Origin of the sequence: Streptomyces sp. SPB162, from assembly GCF_029504575.1 — a bacterium.
In the GTDB taxonomy this organism is placed as follows: domain Bacteria; phylum Actinomycetota; class Actinomycetes; order Streptomycetales; family Streptomycetaceae; genus Actinacidiphila.
In genome coordinates this window covers 4,428,595-4,448,472 of record NZ_JAQFII010000001.1, presented here as the reverse complement: position 1 = coordinate 4,448,472, position 19,878 = coordinate 4,428,595, and the positions used below count along the sequence as shown (strand labels likewise).

Sequence of the window (19,878 nt, the reverse complement as noted above, 5' to 3'; positions counted from 1 at the left end):
GCGGGTCGGGATCGACCGGCCGGGGCAGCGGGAGGTTAGGTTCTCAGCCTTTGAGCTAGCTGACGTCCTCAGCCTTCGAGCTTGCTGACGTCCTCAGCCCTGGAGCCTGACGTCCTCAGCCTTCGAGCTTGCTGACGTCGCGGACCGCGCCCGTGTCCGCGCTCGTCACCATCGCGGCGTAGGCGCGCAGCGCCGGCGAGACCTTGCGCACGCGGTCCTTGGGGGCGTAGACGCCGCCCAGCGCCTCGCGACGGGCCGCGAGTTCCTCGTCGGGGACGATGAGGTTGACGCCCCGGTTCGGGATGTCGATGCGGATCAGGTCGCCGTCCTCGACGAGGGCGATGGTGCCGCCGGACGCCGCTTCCGGGGAGCAGTGGCCGATCGACAGCCCCGAGGTGCCCCCGGAGAAGCGTCCGTCGGTGATGAGCGCGCAGGCCTTGCCCAGACCGCGGCCCTTGAGGAACGAGGTCGGGTAGAGCATCTCCTGCATGCCGGGGCCACCCTTGGGGCCCTCGTAGCGGATGACGACGACGTCGCCCTCCTTGACGCGCTTGGTGAGGATCGCGTCGACCGCGGCCTCCTGGGACTCCACCACGACGGCGGGGCCCTCGAAGGTCCAGATCGACTCGTCGACACCCGCGGTCTTCACGACGCAGCCGTCCACGGCGAGGTTGCCGTACAGGATCGCCAGGCCGCCCTCGGTGGAGTAGGCGTGCGCGGCGTCGCGGATGCAGCCGCCCGCGGCGTCCGTGTCGAGGGTGTCCCAGCGCTCGGACTGCGAGAAGGCGGACGCGGAGCGGACGCAGCCGGGGGCGGCGTGGAAGAGCTCGACGGCCTCGGGCGACGGGGAGCCACCGCGGATGTCCCAGCTCTTGAGCCAGTCGGCGAGCGAGGGCGAGTGCACGGTGTGCACGTCCTCGTTCAGCAGGCCGGCGCGGTAGAGCTCGCCGAGGATGGCGGGGATGCCGCCCGCCCGGTGCACGTCCTCCATGTAGTAGTCGCCGTTGGGCGCGACCTTGGACAGGCAGGGCAGCCGGCGCGAGAGCGCGTCGATGTCCGCCATGGAGAAGTCGACCTCGGCCTCCTGGGCGGCGGCCATCAGGTGCAGGATCGTGTTGGTCGAGCCGCCCATGGCGATGTCGAGCGCCACGGCGTTCTCGAAGGCCGCGCGGGTCGCGATGTTGCGCGGCAGGACCGTCTCGTCGTTCTGCTCGTAGTAGCGCTTGGTGATCTCGACGATGGTCCGGCCGGCGTCCTCGTACAGCGCCTTGCGGGCGGTGTGGGTGGCCAGCACGGAGCCGTTGCCGGGCAGCGCCAGGCCGATCGCCTCGGCGAGGCAGTTCATCGAGTTGGCGGTGAACATGCCGGAACACGAGCCGCAGGTCGGACAGGCGTTCTCCTCGATGCGGAGGATGTCCTCGTCCGAGACGTTCTCGTCGACCGCGTCGGAGATCGCGTTGACCAGGTCGAGCTTGCGGACCGTGCCGTCGACGAGGGTGGCCTTGCCGGCCTCCATCGGGCCGCCGGAGACGAATACGACCGGGATGTTGAGGCGCAGCGCGGCCATCAGCATGCCCGGCGTGATCTTGTCGCAGTTCGAGATGCAGATCAGCGCGTCCGCGCAGTGCGCCTCGACCATGTACTCGACGGAGTCGGCGATCAGGTCGCGCGAGGGGCAGCGAGTAGAGCATGCCGCCGTGGCCCATCGCGATGCCGTCGTCGACCGCGATGGTGTTGAACTCACGCGGGACGGCGCCCGCCGCCAGGATCGCCTCGGAGACGATCCGGCCGACCGGCTGGAGATGGGTGTGGCCCGGTACGAACTCGGTGAAGCTGTTGGCGACAGCGATGATCGGCTTGCCGATGTCGGCGCTGGCCACGCCGGAGGCGCGCATCAGGGCGCGGGCCCCCGCCATGTTCCTGCCGTGGGTGACCGTTCGTGACCTCAGATCGGGCACGGTAGCTCCACTCCCTCAAGTTCGTCCTCGGATCCTTCCGACAGTACGCCGTGGTTCCACGCTCTGGACAGTCTGTCCGGAATGCGGGACGAATGGCTCATATCCCGGTCACGTCGCAGACGCCGCCGCTATGGATCGGTCGTCATGCCACGGCCGTCATACTTCGACCGTCATACCTCGACCGTCATACCTCGGTCAGGTAGCGCTGCAGCGTGGGCGCGACCAGCGCCACGATGTCCTCGACGTCGGCCGAGGCCAGCGGCTCGACCTTGATCACGTAGCGCAGGATCGCGATGCCGACCATCTGTGACGCGGCCAGCTCCGCCCGCAGCCTCGGATTCGGCACCCGCAGGTCCTCCGCGATCCGCTCCAGCAGCCGGCGCAGCAGGAACCCGCGCAGCACGGCCGCCGCCGTCTCGTGCGTCAGCGCGGACCGGATCACGGCCAGCAGCGGGCCGCGCGTCGCCGGGCTCTCCCAGACTCCGAGGAAGTAGCGGGCGAGCCGTTCGCCGATCCCGTCGGGGCCCGGCCCCACCACGTCGGGGACGTGCAGCGCGGGCTCGAAGGTCAGCTCGATCGCCGCCGCGAAGACCTGCTCCTTGGTGCCGAAGTAGTGGTGCACCAGCGCCGGGTCCACCCCCGCCGCCTTCGCGACCGAACGGACCGACGTCTTGTCGTAGCCGTGCGCGGAGAACTCGGCGCGGGCGGCGGACAGGATGCGGTCCCGCGAGTCGGTCGCCCCGGCCCGCGTCCCGCTGGGGCGTCCGCGGCGGCGCGGCTCGTTCGCCGGTTCGGCCTTCGGTACGGACTTCCGGGCTCCCGCATCCGGCTTCCGCGGCGATCCCGATGGTTCCGGCCCTTCCCGCGGCTCGCCCCGCGCCCCGCCCGTCACGCGCCGGGGACCCGGGCCGCCGTGGCCAGGTGGAGCCGGGTGAAGGCCAGCGCCTCGGCGAGGTCGGCCTCACGTTCGGCGGCGGACATCGCCCGCCGTGTGTTGACCTCGACGACCACATGGCCGGTGAATCCGCTCAGCGCGAGCCGTTCCAGCAGCTCGGCACAGGGCTGCCCGCCCCGGCCGGGCACCAGGTGCTCGTCCTTGGCCGATCCGTTGCCGTCGGCGAGGTGGACGTGCGCGAGCCGGTCGCCCATCCGGTCGACCATGTCCAGAGCCGCGCTGCGGGACGTGGAGGCGTGCGACAGGTCCACCGTGAAGTGCCGGTAGTCGTCCTTGGTGACGTCCCAGTCCGGTGCGTACGCGAGCATCTCGCGGTCGCGGTACCGCCACGGGTACATGTTCTCGACGGCGAAGCGGACGTCGGTCTCGTCCGCCATCCGCCAGATGCCCCGCACGAAATCGCGCGCGTAGTTGCGCTGCCACCGGAACGGTGGATGGACGACGACGGTCGACGCGCCCAGCGTCTCGGCCGCCGCGCGCGCCCGCTGGAGCTTGATCCACGGGTCTGTGGACCACACCCGCTGGGTGATCAGCAGACACGGCGCGTGCACCGCGAGGATCGGGACCCGGTGGTAGTCCGAGAGCCGGCGCAGCGCCTCTGTGTCCTGGCTGACCGGGTCGGTCCACACCATGACCTCGACGCCGTCGTAACCCAGCCGCGCCGCGATCTCGAACGCCGTCGCCGTCGACTCCGGATATACGGAGGCCGTGGACAGCGCGACCTTCGCGTCCGGCACGCGCACCACGTGTCCGGGCGCCGGGGCTCCTCCGGGCGCGGGGACACCGAACGCCTGTCGGTCCGCGTACGCCTTATGGTCCGCTCGTTCAGCCACGGGAGACAGCGTACGGCGACCGGTCAGCCGAACGGCACTCTCATCTGCGCCGACGTGACACGGTCAACATGGAGCCGCGTTCGTTCCCCATGAGATCGAGTTTGCGCAGAATCACGCCTTCGCGAAGCGCCCAGGGACATATCTCCAGCTCCGCGACCCCGAAGAGGTCCATCGCCGCCTCCGCCACCAGCGCTCCCGCCAGCAGCTGACCGGCGCGGCCCTCCGAGACCCCGGGCAGCTGCGCGCGCTCGACCCTGCGCATCGTCGACAGCCGGGGCACCCACTCCTCCAGCGACTTGCGGGTCAGCGACCGCTGGGCGTACGCGCCGTCGGCGCTGCGCGCGGCGCCCGCGATCCGGGCGAGCTGCTTGAACGTCTTCGACGTGCCCACCGTGTGGTCCGGGCGGCCGAGCCGCGAGAATTCCGCGACCGTCCGGGCGATCTCGGCCCTGACGTGCTTGCGCAGCGCGCGCACATCGTCGGTGGCCGGCGGATCGCCCGGCAGCCAGGCGCTGGTCAGCCGGCCCGCGCCGAGCGGCAGCGAGACCGCCGCGTCCGGGTCCTCGTCCATGCCGTAACCGACTTCGAGGGAGCCGCCGCCGATGTCCAGAACCAGCAGCCGGCCCGCCGACCAGCCGAACCAGCGGCGCACCGCGAGGAACGTGAGCCGGGCCTCGTCCTCGCCGGACAGCACCGTGAGCGTCACGCCGGCTTCGGCGGCGACCCGCGCCAGCACCGCCTCGCCGTTGGCCGCCTCACGGACCGCCGAGGTGGCGAACGCCAGCACGTCCTCCGCGCCCTTGTCCTCGGCGATACGCAGTGCCTGCGCGAGCGTCGCCACCAACCGGTCGACGCCCTCCAGGCTGATCGCCCCGTGATCGTCGAGCAGCTCCGCCAAGCGCAGCTCCGCCTTGTGGGAGTAGGCCGGCAGCGGGCGCGCACCCGGGTGCGCGTCCATCACCAACAGGTGAACGGTGTTGGAACCCACGTCGAGCACTCCGAGTCGCATGGGACAGACGCTAGCGCCCATCAGCGCCGCACATGGTGCGGGGGCCGCAGCAGACGCTGTCCGCGCTCCCGGCGATCTACCCTGGCAACGTGGCGAAGAACGTGGCAAAGAAGCTCAAGCAGTCGAAAACGTCCCCGCGGGGATCCGCAACCGTCTCGGTGCCGGCTGCCGTGCCGGACGAGGCCGGTCCGGACTTCGCCCGCGCGTGGGTCGAGTTCCCCGACCCGGCCGACGACGAGCAGCTGTTCCGCTGCGACCTCACCTGGCTCACCTCACGCTGGACCTGCATCTTCGGCCAGGGTTGCCAGGGCATCGTCGCCGGCCGCGCCGCCGACGGATGCTGCTCGCTGGGCGCGCACTTCTCCGACGAGGAGGACGAGCAGCGTGTCGCCGGCCACGCCGCCCGGCTCACACCCGAGACCTGGCAGTTCCACGACCTGGGCACGGAGAAGGCGGGCGCCTGGGCCATGGTCAACGAGGACGGCGAACGTCAGACCCGCGTGGTCGACGGTGCCTGCATCTTCAGCAACCGCGCCGGTTTCGCCGGCGGACAGGGGTGCGCGCTGCACGCTCTTGCCCTCCGGGAGGGCAAGGAACCGCTGGAGACGAAGCCCGACGTGTGCTGGCAGCTGCCGATCCGGCGCACGTACGACTGGGTGGACCGGCCGGACGAGACGCGGGTTCTGGTCGTGTCCATCGGCGAGTACGACCGGCGGGGGTGGGGGCCGGGCGGGCACGACCTGCACTGGTGGTGCACGAGTGCGACGTCGGCGCATGGGGCGGGCGAGCCGGTTTATGTGTCGTACCGGCCGGAGCTGACGGAGCTCATGGGGGTGGCGGGGTATTCGCGGTTGGCGGAGTTGTGCGAGGCGCGGCTGGCTTCGTTGCTGCCGATGGCTCCGCATCCGGCGGATCCCGTGCCGCCCGGCCTAGGTCGTGTCTGACACATACCGGCGTCCGCCCGGAGGGCGGGCCCGGGGCGTCTGGTGCGTGCGATCGCACGGCGGAGGGTCGCCCCTGTACTGGACGTACCGGGGCGGGCCCGACAACTGGGGGCCCCTCCCAGCGGTAGCTGGGGGAGAGCGCGCGTGCCAGGCGTCCCGGGCCAGGCGGGATTCGTCAGACACGGCCTAGGTCCGGGGGGCCGCGCGCGCTCGGCTCTCAGGTCGTCGACGGGGCCGGCGTCGACTCGCTCGGGGTGGGGGTCGGGGTGGGGTCCGGCGTCGGTGTGAGGGTCGGGGCGGGGGTTGAAGTCGGCGTCGTGTGGGTCGGTGCCGGGGTCGGGGTATGCGTGGGGCGTGTCGGGGTGCCCTGGATGGTGATTGCCGCTCCTGAGGGGGTCAGGAGGATGTGGGCGGTCCAGGGGGTGGGGGGTTCGGCGGCGTGAATGATCGTTACGGCGATCGTGGCCGACTCGCCGGGGCGTAGGTCTCCCGCGATGGCGCTCAGGTGGAGCCAGTGGGCGGCGGTGGAGGCGGCCCAGTGGACGGGGGCGTCGCCGCTCGCGGTGAGGGTGATGACGGTGGTGCCGCCGTGGGATCCGGCGGTGACGGTGAGGTGGCCGGCGCCTGGGGCGGAGGTTTGCGGGGTGGCCGAGCCGGGAGGGGCGGACGTGGCGACGCTGACGGTCGTTCCCGGCGCCCGCCCGGCCGCCGGCTGCCGGGCGTCGCCGGTTCCGGTGCTGCCGGCCTTCTCGTACGGGTGGCCGTCGATGCCGTCGGCGTCCGGTTCGCTGGCGGAGATGCCGCCCGGCTCGTCCGCACCGATCGGCGCGCCGCGGTAGGCGGCCCACAGGGCGAGTACCGGCGCCGCGACGACGGCGGCGACGACCGTGGTGGTGATGGCGCGGTGCCGCAACTGGGCGAGGCGGGCGGCGCGGTCCCGGTGGTCGAGGGGGAAGCCGCGCCGGTCGAAGCGCGGGGTGCCCTCGCGGCTGCGGCCGGCGCCGTCGCGCAGGGAGTACATGAGGGCGGCGTACGCGGCGGACCGCGGCGCTTCGAGCATGGTGAGGACGGCGGTCGCCGCGGTGGTGGCGGCGCCCGGCCAGGAGGCGCCCACGGCGCGCTCGGCGGTGAGCCGGCACTCCGGGCACTCGTCGACATGCCGTACGAGCTCCCGGCGCAGCGCCGGGCCGAGCAGCACCTGGGTGTCACCGGCCAGCCGCCCGACGGCGGCGCAGGTGCCGACCTCGACGACGGCGAGGGCGGCGCGGGTGCGTTCGACCTCGCAGGCGGCGCGGGCGAGGAGCGCGCGGGCCGCGTCCGGCTCGATGCCGAGGACGTGGCCGACCTCGTGCGGCGGGAGCTGGTGGCGGACGGCGAGTTCGAGCGCCTCGCGCTGCTCGGGGGTGGTGCCCGCGGCCTCCGGCCAGGCGAGGGCGGCCAGCCGGCCGCGGCGCTCGTCGGCGACCGCCACCGACATGCGGGGCACCTCGGGCCGGCCGGCCGCCAGGCGGCGGCGGCAGGACCAGCGGGCGAGGGCGTAGAGCCAGGGACGGCGCAGCCCGGCGTCACGAAGCCGGCCACGCTGCCGCTCGGCGAGGGCGAGCACCTCGCCGAGCGCGGCCGCGGCGGCGTCGTGCTCGCAGAGGACGGAGAGGCAGTAGGTGAACAGCCCGTCCAGATAGGGCTCGTAGTGGGCCGGAGGCTGCATCGGCAGCGTGCCGTGCGGGCGCCGGTCCTTGCGGTCGCGCTGTTCCGGACGCGCTTCGGGGCGTGTCCGCGACGCCGCCCGGTGCTTGCGGTGCGTACCGGTGCGAGGGCCGGTACCGGCGTCCTGGGGTTGGATCTCCTGCCTGCTCATCACCCGGCGACGGTAGGACGGCCGGAGCACAAGTCTCAGGTGTCCTGCGGGGCGTTAACCCGTATGGGTGGTGATGCCGCTCAAAAGGGGACACCCCCTTCACTCGGACGAGTGCCGCGGAGAACGCGGGTGCGTGCGCTGCGGACGTCCGGTGGGAGGGATCGGGACGCGTTGTCGGACCCTGCGGCTACGGTGAACCCCATGCCTCCCCGCAAGACCGCCACGAAGGACCGACCGTCCTACCGCTGCACCGAGTGCGGCTGGACCACTGTGAAGTGGCTCGGCCGCTGCGGGGAGTGCCAGGCCTGGGGCACCGTCGAGGAGTTCGGCGGCGCGCCCGCCGTCAGGACCACGGCGGCCGGCCGGGTGACGACGGCGGCGAAGCCGATCGGCCAGGTGGACGTCAGCCAGGCGACGGCCCGCTCGACGGGTGTACCCGAGCTGGACCGGGTGCTCGGCGGCGGGCTGGTGCCCGGCGCGGTCGTGCTGGTCGCGGGTGAACCGGGCGTCGGCAAGTCGACGCTGCTGCTGGACGTGGCGGCGAAGGCGGCCAGCGCGCAGGGCCCGACGCTCTACATCACCGCCGAGGAGTCGGCGTCCCAGGTCCGGCTGCGCGCCGACCGGATCGGCGCGCTCTCCGACCACCTGTACCTCGCGGCCGAGACGGATCTGTCGGCCGTCCTGGGCCATCTGGACGACATCAAGCCCGCACTGCTGATTCTGGACTCGGTACAGACGGTGGCGTCCCCGGAGATCGACGGCGCGCCCGGCGGGATGGCGCAGGTCCGCGAGGTCGCCGGGGCGTTGATCCGTGCCTCCAAGGAGCGCGGTATGTCGACGCTCCTGGTCGGCCACGTCACCAAGGACGGCGCCATCGCGGGTCCCCGCCTGCTGGAGCACCTGGTCGACGTGGTGCTGAGCTTCGAGGGCGACCGACACGCCCGGCTGCGACTGATCCGCGGCGTCAAGAACCGGTACGGCGCGACCGACGAGGTCGGCTGCTTCGAACTGCACGACGAGGGCATCACGGGACTGGCCGATCCCTCCGGGCTCTTCCTGACCCGCCGCGACGAACCGGTCCCCGGCACCTGCCTGACGGTCACGCTGGAGGGCAAGCGCCCGCTGGTGGTCGAGGTCCAGGGGCTCACCGTCGACACCCAGATCCCGTCCCCGCGCCGTACGACGTCGGGTCTCGAGACGTCCCGCGTCTCGATGATGCTCGCCGTGCTCGAACAGCGCGGCCGGATCCAGGCGATCGGAAAGCGCGACATCTACACGGCGACGGTGGGCGGCGTGAAGCTCACCGAGCCCGCGGCGGACCTTGCCGTGGCCCTCGCGCTGGCCAGTGCGGCGATCGACACACCGCTGCCCAAGAACCTGGTCGCGATCGGCGAGGTCGGCCTCGCGGGCGAGGTCAGACGGGTCACCGGGGTGCAGCGCAGGCTGTCAGAGGCGGCCCGGCTGGGCTTCACCCACGCCCTCGTACCGCCGGATCCCGGGAAGATCCCGCCGGGCATGAAAGTGGTCGAGGTGGCCGACATCTCAGACGCCCTGCGGGCGCTCCCGAAGCGCGGCTCACGAGGCTAGGGAGGGTCCGAACAGCGGTCGCTGGCCCATTGCGGAGAGAACGTCAGTAAACTTTGCCCTGGTCTCGCCCTTTGGGCATCCGTAGCGACCGGAGGATTGCAGTGGCAGCCAACGACCGGGCAGCAGCTCCCGGCAAGTCCGGCGGGAGTTCCGCTGCCGATGCCCTGATGCGCGCTTCGCTCAGTGCGGTAGCTCCGGGCACCGGCCTGCGGGACGGACTCGAACGCATTCTGCGGGGTAATACGGGCGGGTTGCTCGTCCTCGGCATGGACAAGACCGTCGAGTCGCTCTGTACGGGCGGCTTCGTCCTCGACGTCGAGTTCACCGCGACCCGGCTGCGCGAACTGTGCAAGCTCGACGGCGCGCTGATCCTCGACAAGGACCTGACGAAGATCCTGCGGGCCGGCGTGCAGCTGGTCCCCGACTCCAACATCCCGACCGAGGAGACCGGCACCCGGCACCGCACCGCGGACCGGGTGAGCAAGCAGGTCAACTTCCCGGTCGTCTCGGTCAGCCAGTCGATGCGGCTGATCGCGCTGTACGTCGACGGGCAGCGCCGGGTCCTGGAGGACTCCGCCGCGATCCTGTCGCGGGCGAACCAGGCGCTGGCCACCCTGGAGCGGTACAAGCTGCGCCTGGACGAGGTGGCGGGCACGCTCTCCGCGCTGGAGATCGAGGACCTGGTCACGGTCCGGGACGTCAGCGCGGTATCGCAGCGGCTGGAGATGGTCCGCCGGATCGCCACCGAGATCGCCGAGTACGTGGTCGAGCTGGGCACCGACGGCCGGCTGCTCTCCCTGCAGCTGGACGAGCTGATCGCGGGCGTCGAGCCGGAGCGCGAACTGGTCGTCAAGGACTACGTGCCGGAGCCGACCGCGAAGCGGAACCGGACGGTGCCGGAGGCGCTCGTCGAACTGGACGCGCTGCCCCACGCGGAGCTGCTCGAACTCACCACCGTGGCCCGCGCCCTGGGTTACACCGGCTCCCCCGAGACCCTGGACTCCGCGGTCTCGCCGCGCGGCTACCGACTGCTGGCGAAGGTGCCGCGGCTGCCGAACACGGTCATCGACCGGCTCGTCGAGCACTTCGGCGGGCTGCAGAAGCTGCTGGCCGCGAGCGTCGACGATCTGCAGACGGTGGACGGGGTCGGGGAGGCGCGCGCCCGGTCGGTGCGGGAGGGCCTGTCCAGGCTGGCGGAGTCGTCGATCCTGGAGCGTTACGTCTAGTCCGGGGTTCGTGCTGTGCCGAGGGGGGTCGGGGCCGATGCCCCGACCCCCCTCGCACGTTCCTGACGCGTCCTGAAGGGTGGTGCGAAAGCCCCGTCTGGCCCGCGACGCCCGGCACGCACGCCTGCCGCGTTGTCCGGCCCGTCCAAGTACGTCCGGTACGAGGACGACCCTCCGCCCTGCAGTCCCACGCACCAGACGCCGCGGACCCCGTCCTCACGGGCGAACGGCGCTACTTTCGCAACACCTTCAGTCGGCCTTCAGGACAAAGGACGCCTGCTTCGGGGTGAAGCCCGGAAGCCTCGCTTCCACGAGGTAGGTCGTTCCCACGGCCGCAGGCTGGTCCTTGGGGGTGGCGCACGCCGGGGAGCTCGTCCGGCGGTCCCATTCGATCGTGTAGGTCGTCGCGCTGTGCGCCGGAACCTGCATCAGGTAGGCGCCGCGGGCGGCCGGGCAGTCGTCGGTGGACCACACGTGCTTGTTGCCGGTGGTGGCGGTGATGGAGACGACGGCCGCCGTCGAACCGAAGTTCAGCTTGCAGGCCGTGGCGGCGGAGTTGGCCGCGGTCAGCTCGAACTTCGGCTTCTCGCCCGGCGCGTAGGCGTTCTGCGTGCTGCGCAGCGTCAACTGGACGTCGGAGACGGCGCAGTCGGCCAGGGTCGAGCCCGCCGGGAGCTGGCCGCCCGAGCCGCCGGCCGCCGCTCCGCCGGACGTGGTACCGGCCGAGGAGCCGGTCGTCGTGCCGTTCGAACCGCCCCCGGACGCACCGGCGTCGGTGCCGGACGAGGGCGATCCGGAGGTGCCGCCGGACGACGTGTCGCCCGAGGAGCCGCCGCCGCTGGTGTCGCGTCCGCCCGGCCGTCCGGGGATGTGCGAGCCGCTGGGGGTGGGGCCGGGCGTGATGGAGGTCGCCGGGGTGTGCCCGTCGGGTCCCTTCGCGCCGTTGCCGCCGCCGGAACCGCCCGAGTCGAAGGCCCACACCGCCAATACGGCGAGCAGAGCGACCATGCAGAGCACAACAGCCCGCCGTCGCCAGTAGATGGACGACGGAAGAGGTCCGATCGGATTGCGCACAGAGCCCACACGCGAACTCTAGGGGAGATCCACCGCGCACCGTCGCAACACCCGCCGGACTGGGCGTGGTCTTTCCCGATCATCACGTTTTCCCGCCGGGGCGGTCACTGTCAGTGGCATGTGCGAGGATCGACGACGCTATGAGCACAGACACCCGCGCCACCGCACACTCCGATCTGCACGCCCCGGTCATCGACTGGTTCGACGAGCACGCCCGGGACCTTCCGTGGCGCCGCCCGGAGGCCGGAGCGTGGGGGGTGATGGTCAGCGAGTTCATGCTGCAGCAGACCCCGGTCAGCCGTGTGCTGCCGGTGTACGAGCAGTGGCTGGCGCGCTGGCCGCGCCCCGCCGACCTCGCGACGGAGTCGGCGGGCGAGGCCGTGCGGGCCTGGGGCCGGCTCGGCTACCCGCGCCGCGCGCTGCGGCTGCACGCGGCGGCGACCGCGATAGCGCTCGGCCACGGCGGTGAAGTCCCGCGCGACCACGCCAAGTTGCTGGCGTTGCCCGGGGTCGGCGAGTACACCGCGGCGGCCATCGCCTCGTTCGCGTACGGCCAGCGGCACTCCGTGCTGGACACCAACGTCCGCCGGGTCTTCGCCCGGGCCGTCACCGGCGTCCAGTACCCGCCGACGGCGACCACCGCCGCCGAGCGGCGCACCGCGCTGACCCTGCTGCCCGCCGACCAGGCGACGGCGGCCCGCTGGGCGGCGGCCACGATGGAACTGGGCGCGCTGGTCTGCACCGCGCGCACACCCGACTGCGCCCGCTGCCCGATCGCGGCGAGCTGCGCCTGGCGGCTGGCCGGTTCCCCCGCGCACACGGGGCCGCCGCGCCGCGGCCAGACGTACGCGGGCACCGATCGCCAGGTGCGCGGAAAGCTGCTCGCCGTGCTGCGGGAGGCGGTCGAACCCGTGCCGCAGTCCGCGCTGGACGCGGTGTGGCACGAGCCGGTGCAGCGGGCCCGCGCGTTGGACGGCCTGGTGGAGGACGGTCTGGTCGAGCCGCTCGCCGACGGTGTCTACCGGTTGCCCGTTTAAACCCCTTCGGGACGTTGGTCCTGAGGCTGTTACATAACCGACGGCTTCCTGTGAGCCCCCTGTGCGCCCACGGTGGCAAAAGCCCAACATCCCCTCCGTAGCGTCGTCCTCGTCGGAACGGTTGGCACATCAGCGCAACAACCGGCAGGGCGGGACAGCACGGGACGGAGGGCGACCCATGGCGGCGAACGGCACGGTTCTGGAGTTCGAGGAGTACGTGAGGACGCGGCAGGACGCACTGCTGCGCAGCGCACGGCGGCTCGTGCCCGACCCGATCGACGCCCAGGACCTCGTCCAGACCGCACTGGTGCGCACCTACCCCCGCTGGGACGGCATCGCGGACAAGTCGCTCGCGGACGCGTACATGCGCCGCGTCATGATCAACACGCGGACCGAGTGGTGGCGCAACCGCAAGCTCGACGAGATCCCCACCCAGGAGCTGCCGGACGCCAGCGTCGACGACGGCGCCGACCAGCGGGCCGACCGCGAGATGCTCCGCGACGCGCTGAAGGTCCTCGCCCCCAAGCAGCGCCAGGTCGTGATGTTGCGCCACTACGGCCAGCTGTCCACGGAGGAGACCGCCCGCGCCCTCGGGATGTCGACAGGTACGGTGAAGAGCACTCTGCACCGGGCGCTCGCCCGGTTGCGCCACGAGCTGGAGCACGGCCGTTACGGCTACTCACGGATGGAGGGCGTGTGCGCCGCCTAGCAGCGCTGATCGCGGTGGCAGTGGCCATGTGCCTGCTGACCGCGCTCGCAGGCTGCAGGACCGGCACCGGGGCACGCCGTGAGGGCCCCGCACCCCTCCAGACGCTGAAGGCGGAGCCCAGCCCCGTGCCGTCCATCGCCGGTGACCCGGCGGCGCTGGCGAAGCTGGTGAAGAGGGACACCCGGAACGTCAGCGCGGAGGTGCGCGACGATCTCGCGCCGTGCGCGGGCGACGAGTACCCGGTGGACACCTCGTCCGGCGATCTGACCAGCGGCGATGGACCCGATCTGATCGTGAACGTCGCCACCTGCGGCGATGGCATGGGGATCGCGAGCTATGTGTACCGGATGATCGACGGGCACTACCAGAACGTCTTCGCCGACGAGCAGCCGCCGGTCTACGGCAGCGCCGACAACGGCAGACTCGAGATCATCCGTCAGGTGTACAAAGGCGACGACCAGGTCTGCTGCCCCACCGGGCAGGAGGCCCTGACGTACGTCTGGAAGGACACCAGGTTCGTGCAGGTGGAGCGCACGTACACCGACTACGGGGACGCGCTCCCCTCACCTACGCCGGAAAAGAAGACGCATGGCTGAGACACACGTCCTGTTCGTCGAGGACGACGACGTCATCCGCGAGGCGACCACGCTCGCACTGGAGCGGGACGGCTTCAAGGTGACGGCGGTCGCCGACGGGCTCGCCGGACTCGAGGCGTTCCGCGCCGAGCAGCCCGATCTCGCGCTGCTCGACGTGATGGTGCCGGGGCTCGACGGCGTGAGCCTGTGCCGGCGGATCCGGGACGAGTCGACCGTGCCGGTGATCATGCTGTCCGCGCGCGCCGACTCCATCGACATCGTGCTCGGCCTCGAGGCCGGCGCCGACGACTACGTGACGAAGCCCTTCGACGGGGCGGTGCTGGTCGCCCGGATCCGGGCGGTCCTGCGCCGTTTCGGCCACGCCTCCTCCGGTGACGAACCGGCGGAGGCGGCCCTGCTGTCCTTCGGCGACATCGAGATCGACCCCGAGGGGCTGGAGGTGACCCGCGGCGGTGAGCGGCTCGCCCTGACCCCCACCGAGATGCGGCTGCTGCTGGAGTTCTCCGGGGCGCCCGGCGCCGTGCTCTCCCGTGACCGGCTGCTGGAGCGGGTCTGGGACTATGAGTGGGGTGGCGACACCCGGGTCGTGGACGTCCACGTCCAGCGGCTGCGTGTCAAGATCGGTCAGGACCGGATCGAGACGGTGCGCGGCTTCGGTTACAAACTCAGGGCCTGACACACCATGCCGTTGTTCCCCCGCTCCAGTCTGCGCTGGAAGCTCAGCGCCGCCATCGCCTGCGTATCGGTGCTCGTCGCCGTGGCGCTGAGCCTCGTGGTGCACAACGCCGCCCGCGTCAGCATGATCGACAACTCCCGTGACGTGCAGGACGAACGGGTGCAGTCCGCGCTGCGGATCTACGAGGTCACCGGCAAGAAGGTCTTCTCGGCCCAGCTCGACGACCCGGCCCTGCCCAAGCCGCTCAAGGAGTTCGCGGCCAGGGGCGAACGGGCGACGTACGTCCAGGACAGCGGCGGCGCGCCGATCGTGTGGGCCGAGACGCCCACCAACGACGGCCGCATCCTGTCGCTGCGCACCACCTTCAAGGACCGCTACTCCGTCCTCGTCGACCTCGACCAGGCCCTGATAGTCGGTTCCCTCGCGGTGGTCGTGGGCGGCACCGCGCTCGGCGTACTGATCGGCGGCCGGATGTCCCGGCGGCTGCGCAAGGCCGCCGTCGCCGCCCGCAAGGTGGCCGACGGCAACCCCGAGGTGCGGGTGCGCGCCGCGATCGGCGGCCGGGTACGCGACGAGACCGACGAGCTGGCGGCCGCCGTCGACGCCATGGCCGACGCGCTGCAGGACCGGCTGGAGGCCGAGCGGCGGGTCACCGCCGACATTGCCCACGAGCTGCGCACCCCGGTGACCGGGCTGGTCACCGCGGCCGAACTGCTGCCCCCGGGCCGCCCGGCCGAGCTGGTGCGGAACCGGGCCCAGGCCCTGCGCACCCTGGTCGAGGACGTGCTGGAGGTGGCGCGGCTGGACGGGGCGGCCGAGCAGGCCGACCTGCAGGAGGTCGCGCTCGGCGACTTCGTCCGCCGCCGGGTGCTGGCGTTCGATCCCGACGCCGAGGTGACCGTGATCGAGGACGCGGTGGTGCACACCGATCCGCGCCGGCTGGAGCGCATCCTCGGCAACCTGCTGGCCAACGCGGCACGGCACGGCAAGCCGCTGACCGAGGTGAGCATCAACGGGCCGTTCCTGCGGATCCGCGACCACGGTCCCGGCTTCCCCGACGACCTGCTGCGCGAGGGCCCCAGCCGCTTCCGTACCGGCAGCTCCGACCGGGCGGGCGGCGACCACGGCCTCGGCCTCACCATCGCCGCCGGCCAGGCCCGCGTGTTGCGCGCCCGGCTCACCTTCCGCAACGCCCCCGCCTCCGACGGCGGCGGCGCGGTCGCCCAGCTGCTGCTGCCCCGCTGAACCCCAGTACGCGGACGGCCCCCGGCGCGTTCGCCGGGGGCCGTCGTCATGCGTTCCGTGCGTACGTCAGATCGCGTCGACCGCGTGCAGCGGCGCCGCGTCCGCGGAGGCCGCGTCCTTGTCGCCGTCGGCGGGGGGCCTGCGGAGCGCCGCGCAGCGGGATCTCCTTGACGAACCAGGCCGCCACGAAGCCGATGACGCTGATCACCGCGCCCCACAGGAAGACGGTGTGGGTGCCGTTGGAGACCGCGTGCAGGTAGGCGTCGCGGATCTGCGCCGGCAGGTGCGCGATGCTGTTCGGGTCGAGCTGGGCCGAGCCCTGCGTCGCCTTGCTGCCGCCGGCGCCGCCGAGCTCCGTCATGGTGTCCTGCACGTGGTGCGTGAAGAGCGCGCCGAAGAGCGAGACACCGAACGAGCCGCCGATGGTGCGGAAGAGCGTCGCGGACGAGCTGCCGACGCCGATGTCCTTCATCTCGACGCTGTTCTGCGCGACGAGCATGGTGATCTGCATCAGGAAGCCCATGCCCGCGCCGAGTACGGCCATGAAGACGCCGGACCAGAAGCGGGTGGTGCCGGTGTCCATCGTGGACAGCAGGTAGAGCCCGACGGTGATCAGGCCGCCGCCGATGATCGGGAAGATCTTGTAGCGGCCGGTCTGGGTGGTGACCCGGCCGGCGATCAGCGAGACCACCATCATCGACAGCAGCATCGGCAGGAGCAGCAGGCCGGAGTTGGTGGCCGACGCGCCCTGGACGGTCTGCTGGTAGAGCGGCAGGAACGTCATCGCGCCGAACATCACGAAACCGACGAGGAAGCCGATCAGGGAGATCAGCGAGAAGTTGCGGTTACGGAAGATGTGCAACGGCATGACAGGCTCTTTGGCCTTGGTCTCGACCCAGACGAAGGCCGCGATCGCGACGACGCCGAGCACGAGCAGCCCGATGATCTGCGCCGAGGCCCACCCGTACTGGGTGCCGCCCCAGGTGGTGAGGAGCACCAGCGCGGTGATGCCGACCGTGAGCAGTCCGGCACCGAGGTAGTCGATGCGGGCCTGGACGCGCTTCTTCGGCAGGTGCAGGACGATGTAGATCATCCCGAGCGCCACCGCGCCGAGCGGCAGGTTGATGTAGAAGCTCCAGCGCCAGCCCCAGTTGTCGGTGATGGTGCCGCCGACGAGCGGACCGCCGATCATCGCGAGCGCCATGACGCCGGCCATCATGCCCTGGTACTTGCCACGTTCCCGCGGCGGTATGAGGTCACCGATGATCGCCATCACACCGACGATCAGACCGCCGGCGCCGAGGCCCTGGATCGCGCGGAACGCGATCAGCTGGTCCATCGACTGGGAGAGACCGGAGAGCGCCGAACCGGCCAGGAAGAGCACGATCGACGTCATGAAGATGCCCTTGCGACCGTACATGTCGCCGAGCTTTCCCCAGATGGGCGTCGAGGCGGCGGTCGCGAGCGTGTAGGCGGTGACCACCCAGGAGAGGTGGTTGAGGCCGCCGAGCTCCCCCACGATCGTCGGCATCGCGGTACCGATGATCATGTTGTCGAGCATCGCGAGCAACATCGCGATCATGAGCCCGAGCAGAACCACACGCACACTGCGCTGAGGAGCCGCTTCGGGTGGCGTTTCTGCGGTCTGGGACATGACCGGTGCCTCCCCTGGATGGGGCGGCTCGCTCGCGCTTTTGGTACTTACTTGCCGCCCGGCTAGTTTATTACGATACTGAAGGTAAGCCGTCACTAGCCGGTCGTCAAGTAAGTAGATTACGTTTGACGGAAGCCATACCGGAGCCACACCGGCCCCCGGCGAAACGGGCGTTCAACGCAGGAGAGCGGTAGTCATGGGCACTTCGCAGGCACGTCGCGGGGACACTCGCCACCGCATCCAGGACGTCGCGCTCGAACTCTTCGCCGAGCAGGGGTACGAGAAGACCTCGCTGCGTGAGATCGCCGAGCACCTGGACGTGACGAAGGCCGCGCTCTACTACCACTTCAAGACCAAGGAAGACATCCTCACCAGCATCGTCGAGGACATCGGCCGCCCGGTGGACGAGCTGATCACCTGGGCCGAGGCGCAGCCGCGCACCCTGGAGAACAAGCAGGAGATGCTGCGCCGCTACAGCGCCGCCCTGTGGGGCGCCTCGGCGCTCTTCCGGTTCATCCAGGAGAACCAGGCCACGGTGCGCGAGCTGAGCATCGGCGAGCAGTTCAAGAGCAAGATGCTCGCCCTGAACGGCCTGCTCAAGGAGCCGGAGTTCTCGATGGCGAGCCAGGTCCGCTGCATCACCGCGCTCTTCGCGATGCACGCCGGGATGTTCGCGGTGCAGAACATCGAGGGCGACCCCGAGGACAAGCGCGAAGCCATCCTCGAGGTCGCCCTCGATCTCATCGCCCAGGCCCACCAGGGCCTGGAGTAAGCAGTGTGTTGACGCGGGTCACATGTTGACGCCGTGCTGGTGCAGGAACGCCAGCGGCTCCTCGCCCGAGCCGTAGACCGGGGTGGTGCGGGCCTCGAAGTGCAGGTGCGGGCCGGTCGAGTTCCCGGTGCTGCCGGAGCGGCCGATCTCCTGGCTGGTGCTCACGGTCTGGCCGACCGAGACCTCGATCTTCGACAGGTGGCCGTACTGCGTGTACGTGCCGCTCGCGTGCTTGATCACGATGTTGTTGCCGTAGGCGCCGCCCCAGCCGGCGTCGACCACGGTGCCGCCGTGCACGGCCTTGACCTGCGTGCCGGTCGGGACCACGAAGTCCTGGCCGGAGTGCTTGTGCGACCAGTGCGCACCGGCCTGCGCGAAGGCCGCGCCGATCGTGTAGTTGTCCACGGGCTTCACCCAGGCGTTCACGCGCGCCTTGCGGTCGGCGGCGGACTTCACGGCCGCGCGCTTCTTGGCGTCGGCCTTCGCGGCGGCGGCCCGCTTCTGGACCTCCGCCTGCGTCTTCTGCCCGGCGGCCTGGGTCTTCATCGCGTCCGCGATGCTCCCCGCGGACGAGGCTCCGAAGAGACCGGCGTCCTGCGAGTCGGCGGCCATGGCCGCCGTAGAGCCCAGCGCGAGTGCCACGCACACGCCGCCCGCCACCACGGCCGCACGGCCACGAAGGGCGGACTTCGAGGCGTGGTTCTTCGTCGAGTTCTTGAGCATGCGGGATTACCTCACTGAATGGGGGGTAGGAAGCCGAAGCGACCGTGGGCCGCTCTGGCCATTCAGTGGTAACCCGCCCCGCAGTGCCCGCACAAGGCGCCTTTCTACTAACGGCGGCCGTAGCGAATGGGTCGGCGGAACACCTGTCGCTGCGGTAAGTGACGGCCGAATCGCGGTACCAAATCGCCCATCACTGCCGAAACCACAGCGTTTTCGGTGTCGCCCCTGTGATCCAGGCCACGGAATTCACGGCCCTCGTTATCCCGTGGAAGCGACAACTATTCCGGCTAGTATTGGCGAAATGGCGCGTGTGCCAAGTCACCGGACCATAAGATCCACTGCCTTTCCGGCGGGACCTCGGAGTAATTGCCGCGGGCCGAAAGTCCTGTGGCCCCCGTCACGCAATTCACCGAAAACCATGGCGACGGGCACCCGCGCTGCCCTAGCGTGACCTCACCGGACGAGGGCGGACGAGGGCGGGGGCTGCACGCGATGGCGGACGACGAGTACCTGAGCGACATCGAGCTGGCGGACGCGGTCGAGGCGGTCCGCGAGGGCCTGGCCACCGCTGCCGCGCGCGGCAGCGGGAAGGCCGTCCGCTTCGAGGTCGGTGACATCCACATGGAGTTCACGGTGGAGATCCGCCGCGACGTGACCGGCAAGGCCGGCGTGAAGGCCTGGGTCGTGGACGCCGGAGTGGAAGGCACCCGCACGCGGGGCCGCACCCACACGGTCTCCTTCACCCTCAAGCCACGGAACGCCACGACCGGCGGTCACCTGGACGTCCACCTGAACGACGAGGGCGACAGCAGCCACTTCACGGACGCGGGTAGCTGACGGCGATGGCCCCTTTGAGCTCGTAACACGATCTTCTTGAACGGCCCTGGTTGGCGTGACCGTTGTGACGGTCTGATCGTTCGGGCGGGTGGGACGACTCGGCCGTGGATCGTGGACGACGACTTGTGGGCGCTGGTCGAGCCATCGCTGCCGCCTTGGCCCGAGCGGTCTCCGGGGCCGAAGCC

At 71.1% G+C, this 19,878-nt stretch carries 17 protein-coding genes and 1 pseudogene; 10 read left to right on the top strand and 8 right to left on the bottom strand.

Annotated features, from left to right (window positions below; all coding sequences use genetic code 11):
• Nucleotides 1-115: 115 nt before the first annotated feature.
• The 4 genes and pseudogenes from ilvD to M2266_RS20370 form a co-directional block, all read right to left on the bottom strand.
• Nucleotides 116-1,958: pseudogene (gene ilvD, locus M2266_RS20385) on the bottom strand (dihydroxy-acid dehydratase).
• A gap of 184 nt (nucleotides 1,959-2,142) precedes the next feature.
• A complete protein-coding gene (locus M2266_RS20380) occupies nucleotides 2,143-2,850 on the bottom strand; it encodes a TetR family transcriptional regulator (protein WP_277439482.1) in 708 nt (235 codons plus the stop codon).
• The gene (locus M2266_RS20375; RefSeq protein WP_277441281.1) at nucleotides 2,847-3,659 is read right to left on the bottom strand and encodes a sugar phosphate isomerase/epimerase; all 813 of its coding nucleotides are present in this window, start codon (nucleotides 3,657-3,659) and stop codon (nucleotides 2,847-2,849) included. Before M2266_RS20375 ends, M2266_RS20380 begins: the two co-directional genes overlap by 4 nt.
• A gap of 127 nt (nucleotides 3,660-3,786) precedes the next feature.
• A complete protein-coding gene (locus M2266_RS20370) occupies nucleotides 3,787-4,755 on the bottom strand; it encodes a Ppx/GppA phosphatase family protein (protein WP_277439481.1) in 969 nt (322 codons plus the stop codon).
• Nucleotides 4,756-4,913: 158 nt separating this feature from the next.
• Between M2266_RS20370 and M2266_RS20365 the strand changes: the two genes are divergently transcribed.
• Nucleotides 4,914-5,699, top strand: coding sequence for a hypothetical protein (locus M2266_RS20365; RefSeq protein ID WP_277441280.1), 786 nt, complete (start codon nucleotides 4,914-4,916; stop codon nucleotides 5,697-5,699).
• A 217-nt stretch (nucleotides 5,700-5,916) separates the two neighbouring features.
• Here M2266_RS20365 and M2266_RS20360 read toward each other — a convergent pair whose 3' ends face one another.
• A complete protein-coding gene (locus tag M2266_RS20360; protein ID WP_277439480.1) occupies nucleotides 5,917-7,557 on the bottom strand; it encodes a hypothetical protein in 1,641 nt (546 codons plus the stop codon).
• Between the two features lie 201 nt (nucleotides 7,558-7,758).
• Between M2266_RS20360 and radA the strand changes: the two genes are divergently transcribed.
• Entirely contained in the window at nucleotides 7,759-9,144 is a 1,386-nt protein-coding gene (radA, locus tag M2266_RS20355) for a DNA repair protein RadA (RefSeq protein WP_277439479.1), read from the top strand.
• A 101-nt stretch (nucleotides 9,145-9,245) separates the two neighbouring features.
• The gene (gene disA, locus M2266_RS20350) at nucleotides 9,246-10,370 is read left to right on the top strand and encodes a DNA integrity scanning diadenylate cyclase DisA (RefSeq protein ID WP_269271917.1); all 1,125 of its coding nucleotides are present in this window, start codon (nucleotides 9,246-9,248) and stop codon (nucleotides 10,368-10,370) included.
• 249 nt (nucleotides 10,371-10,619) lie between these two features.
• Here the strand turns inward: disA and M2266_RS20345 are convergent, their stop codons facing one another.
• Nucleotides 10,620-11,378, bottom strand: coding sequence for a hypothetical protein (locus tag M2266_RS20345; protein ID WP_346780914.1), 759 nt, complete (start codon nucleotides 11,376-11,378; stop codon nucleotides 10,620-10,622).
• Between the two features lie 206 nt (nucleotides 11,379-11,584).
• Between M2266_RS20345 and M2266_RS20340 the strand changes: the two genes are divergently transcribed.
• The 5 genes from M2266_RS20340 to M2266_RS20320 all read left to right on the top strand — a co-directional run bounded on the left by M2266_RS20340 (nucleotide 11,585) and on the right by M2266_RS20320 (nucleotide 15,707).
• Nucleotides 11,585-12,481 (top strand): A/G-specific adenine glycosylase, encoded by an 897-nt coding sequence (locus M2266_RS20340; RefSeq protein ID WP_277439477.1) that lies wholly within the window; start codon nucleotides 11,585-11,587, stop codon nucleotides 12,479-12,481.
• 178 nt (nucleotides 12,482-12,659) lie between these two features.
• Nucleotides 12,660-13,190: a SigE family RNA polymerase sigma factor gene (locus M2266_RS20335; protein WP_277439476.1), complete on the top strand. Its 531-nt coding sequence runs from the start codon at nucleotides 12,660-12,662 to the stop codon at nucleotides 13,188-13,190.
• A complete protein-coding gene (locus M2266_RS20330; protein WP_277439475.1) occupies nucleotides 13,178-13,786 on the top strand; it encodes a hypothetical protein in 609 nt (202 codons plus the stop codon). Before M2266_RS20335 ends, M2266_RS20330 begins: the two co-directional genes overlap by 13 nt.
• Nucleotides 13,779-14,462, top strand: a complete 684-nt coding sequence (gene cseB, locus M2266_RS20325) for a two-component system response regulator CseB (RefSeq protein WP_277439474.1) — start codon at nucleotides 13,779-13,781, stop codon at nucleotides 14,460-14,462. Before M2266_RS20330 ends, cseB begins: the two co-directional genes overlap by 8 nt.
• A gap of 6 nt (nucleotides 14,463-14,468) precedes the next feature.
• The gene (locus M2266_RS20320) at nucleotides 14,469-15,707 is read left to right on the top strand and encodes a HAMP domain-containing sensor histidine kinase (RefSeq protein ID WP_277439473.1); all 1,239 of its coding nucleotides are present in this window, start codon (nucleotides 14,469-14,471) and stop codon (nucleotides 15,705-15,707) included.
• 46 nt (nucleotides 15,708-15,753) lie between these two features.
• Here the strand turns inward: M2266_RS20320 and M2266_RS20315 are convergent, their stop codons facing one another.
• Complete coding sequence (locus M2266_RS20315; protein ID WP_277439472.1) at nucleotides 15,754-17,361, bottom strand: MDR family MFS transporter; 1,608 nt, start codon at nucleotides 17,359-17,361, stop codon at nucleotides 15,754-15,756.
• Nucleotides 17,362-17,557: 196 nt separating this feature from the next.
• On the opposite strand from M2266_RS20315, the gene M2266_RS20310 reads away from it, so the two are divergent.
• Nucleotides 17,558-18,133, top strand: coding sequence for a TetR/AcrR family transcriptional regulator (locus M2266_RS20310; protein ID WP_277439471.1), 576 nt, complete (start codon nucleotides 17,558-17,560; stop codon nucleotides 18,131-18,133).
• An 18-nt stretch (nucleotides 18,134-18,151) separates the two neighbouring features.
• Here M2266_RS20310 and M2266_RS20305 read toward each other — a convergent pair whose 3' ends face one another.
• Nucleotides 18,152-18,856, bottom strand: a complete 705-nt coding sequence (locus M2266_RS20305; protein ID WP_277439470.1) for a M23 family metallopeptidase — start codon at nucleotides 18,854-18,856, stop codon at nucleotides 18,152-18,154.
• Between the two features lie 447 nt (nucleotides 18,857-19,303).
• On the opposite strand from M2266_RS20305, the gene M2266_RS20300 reads away from it, so the two are divergent.
• Nucleotides 19,304-19,693 (top strand): trypco2 family protein, encoded by a 390-nt coding sequence (locus tag M2266_RS20300; protein WP_277439469.1) that lies wholly within the window; start codon nucleotides 19,304-19,306, stop codon nucleotides 19,691-19,693.
• The last annotated feature ends 185 nt before the right edge of the window (nucleotides 19,694-19,878 follow it).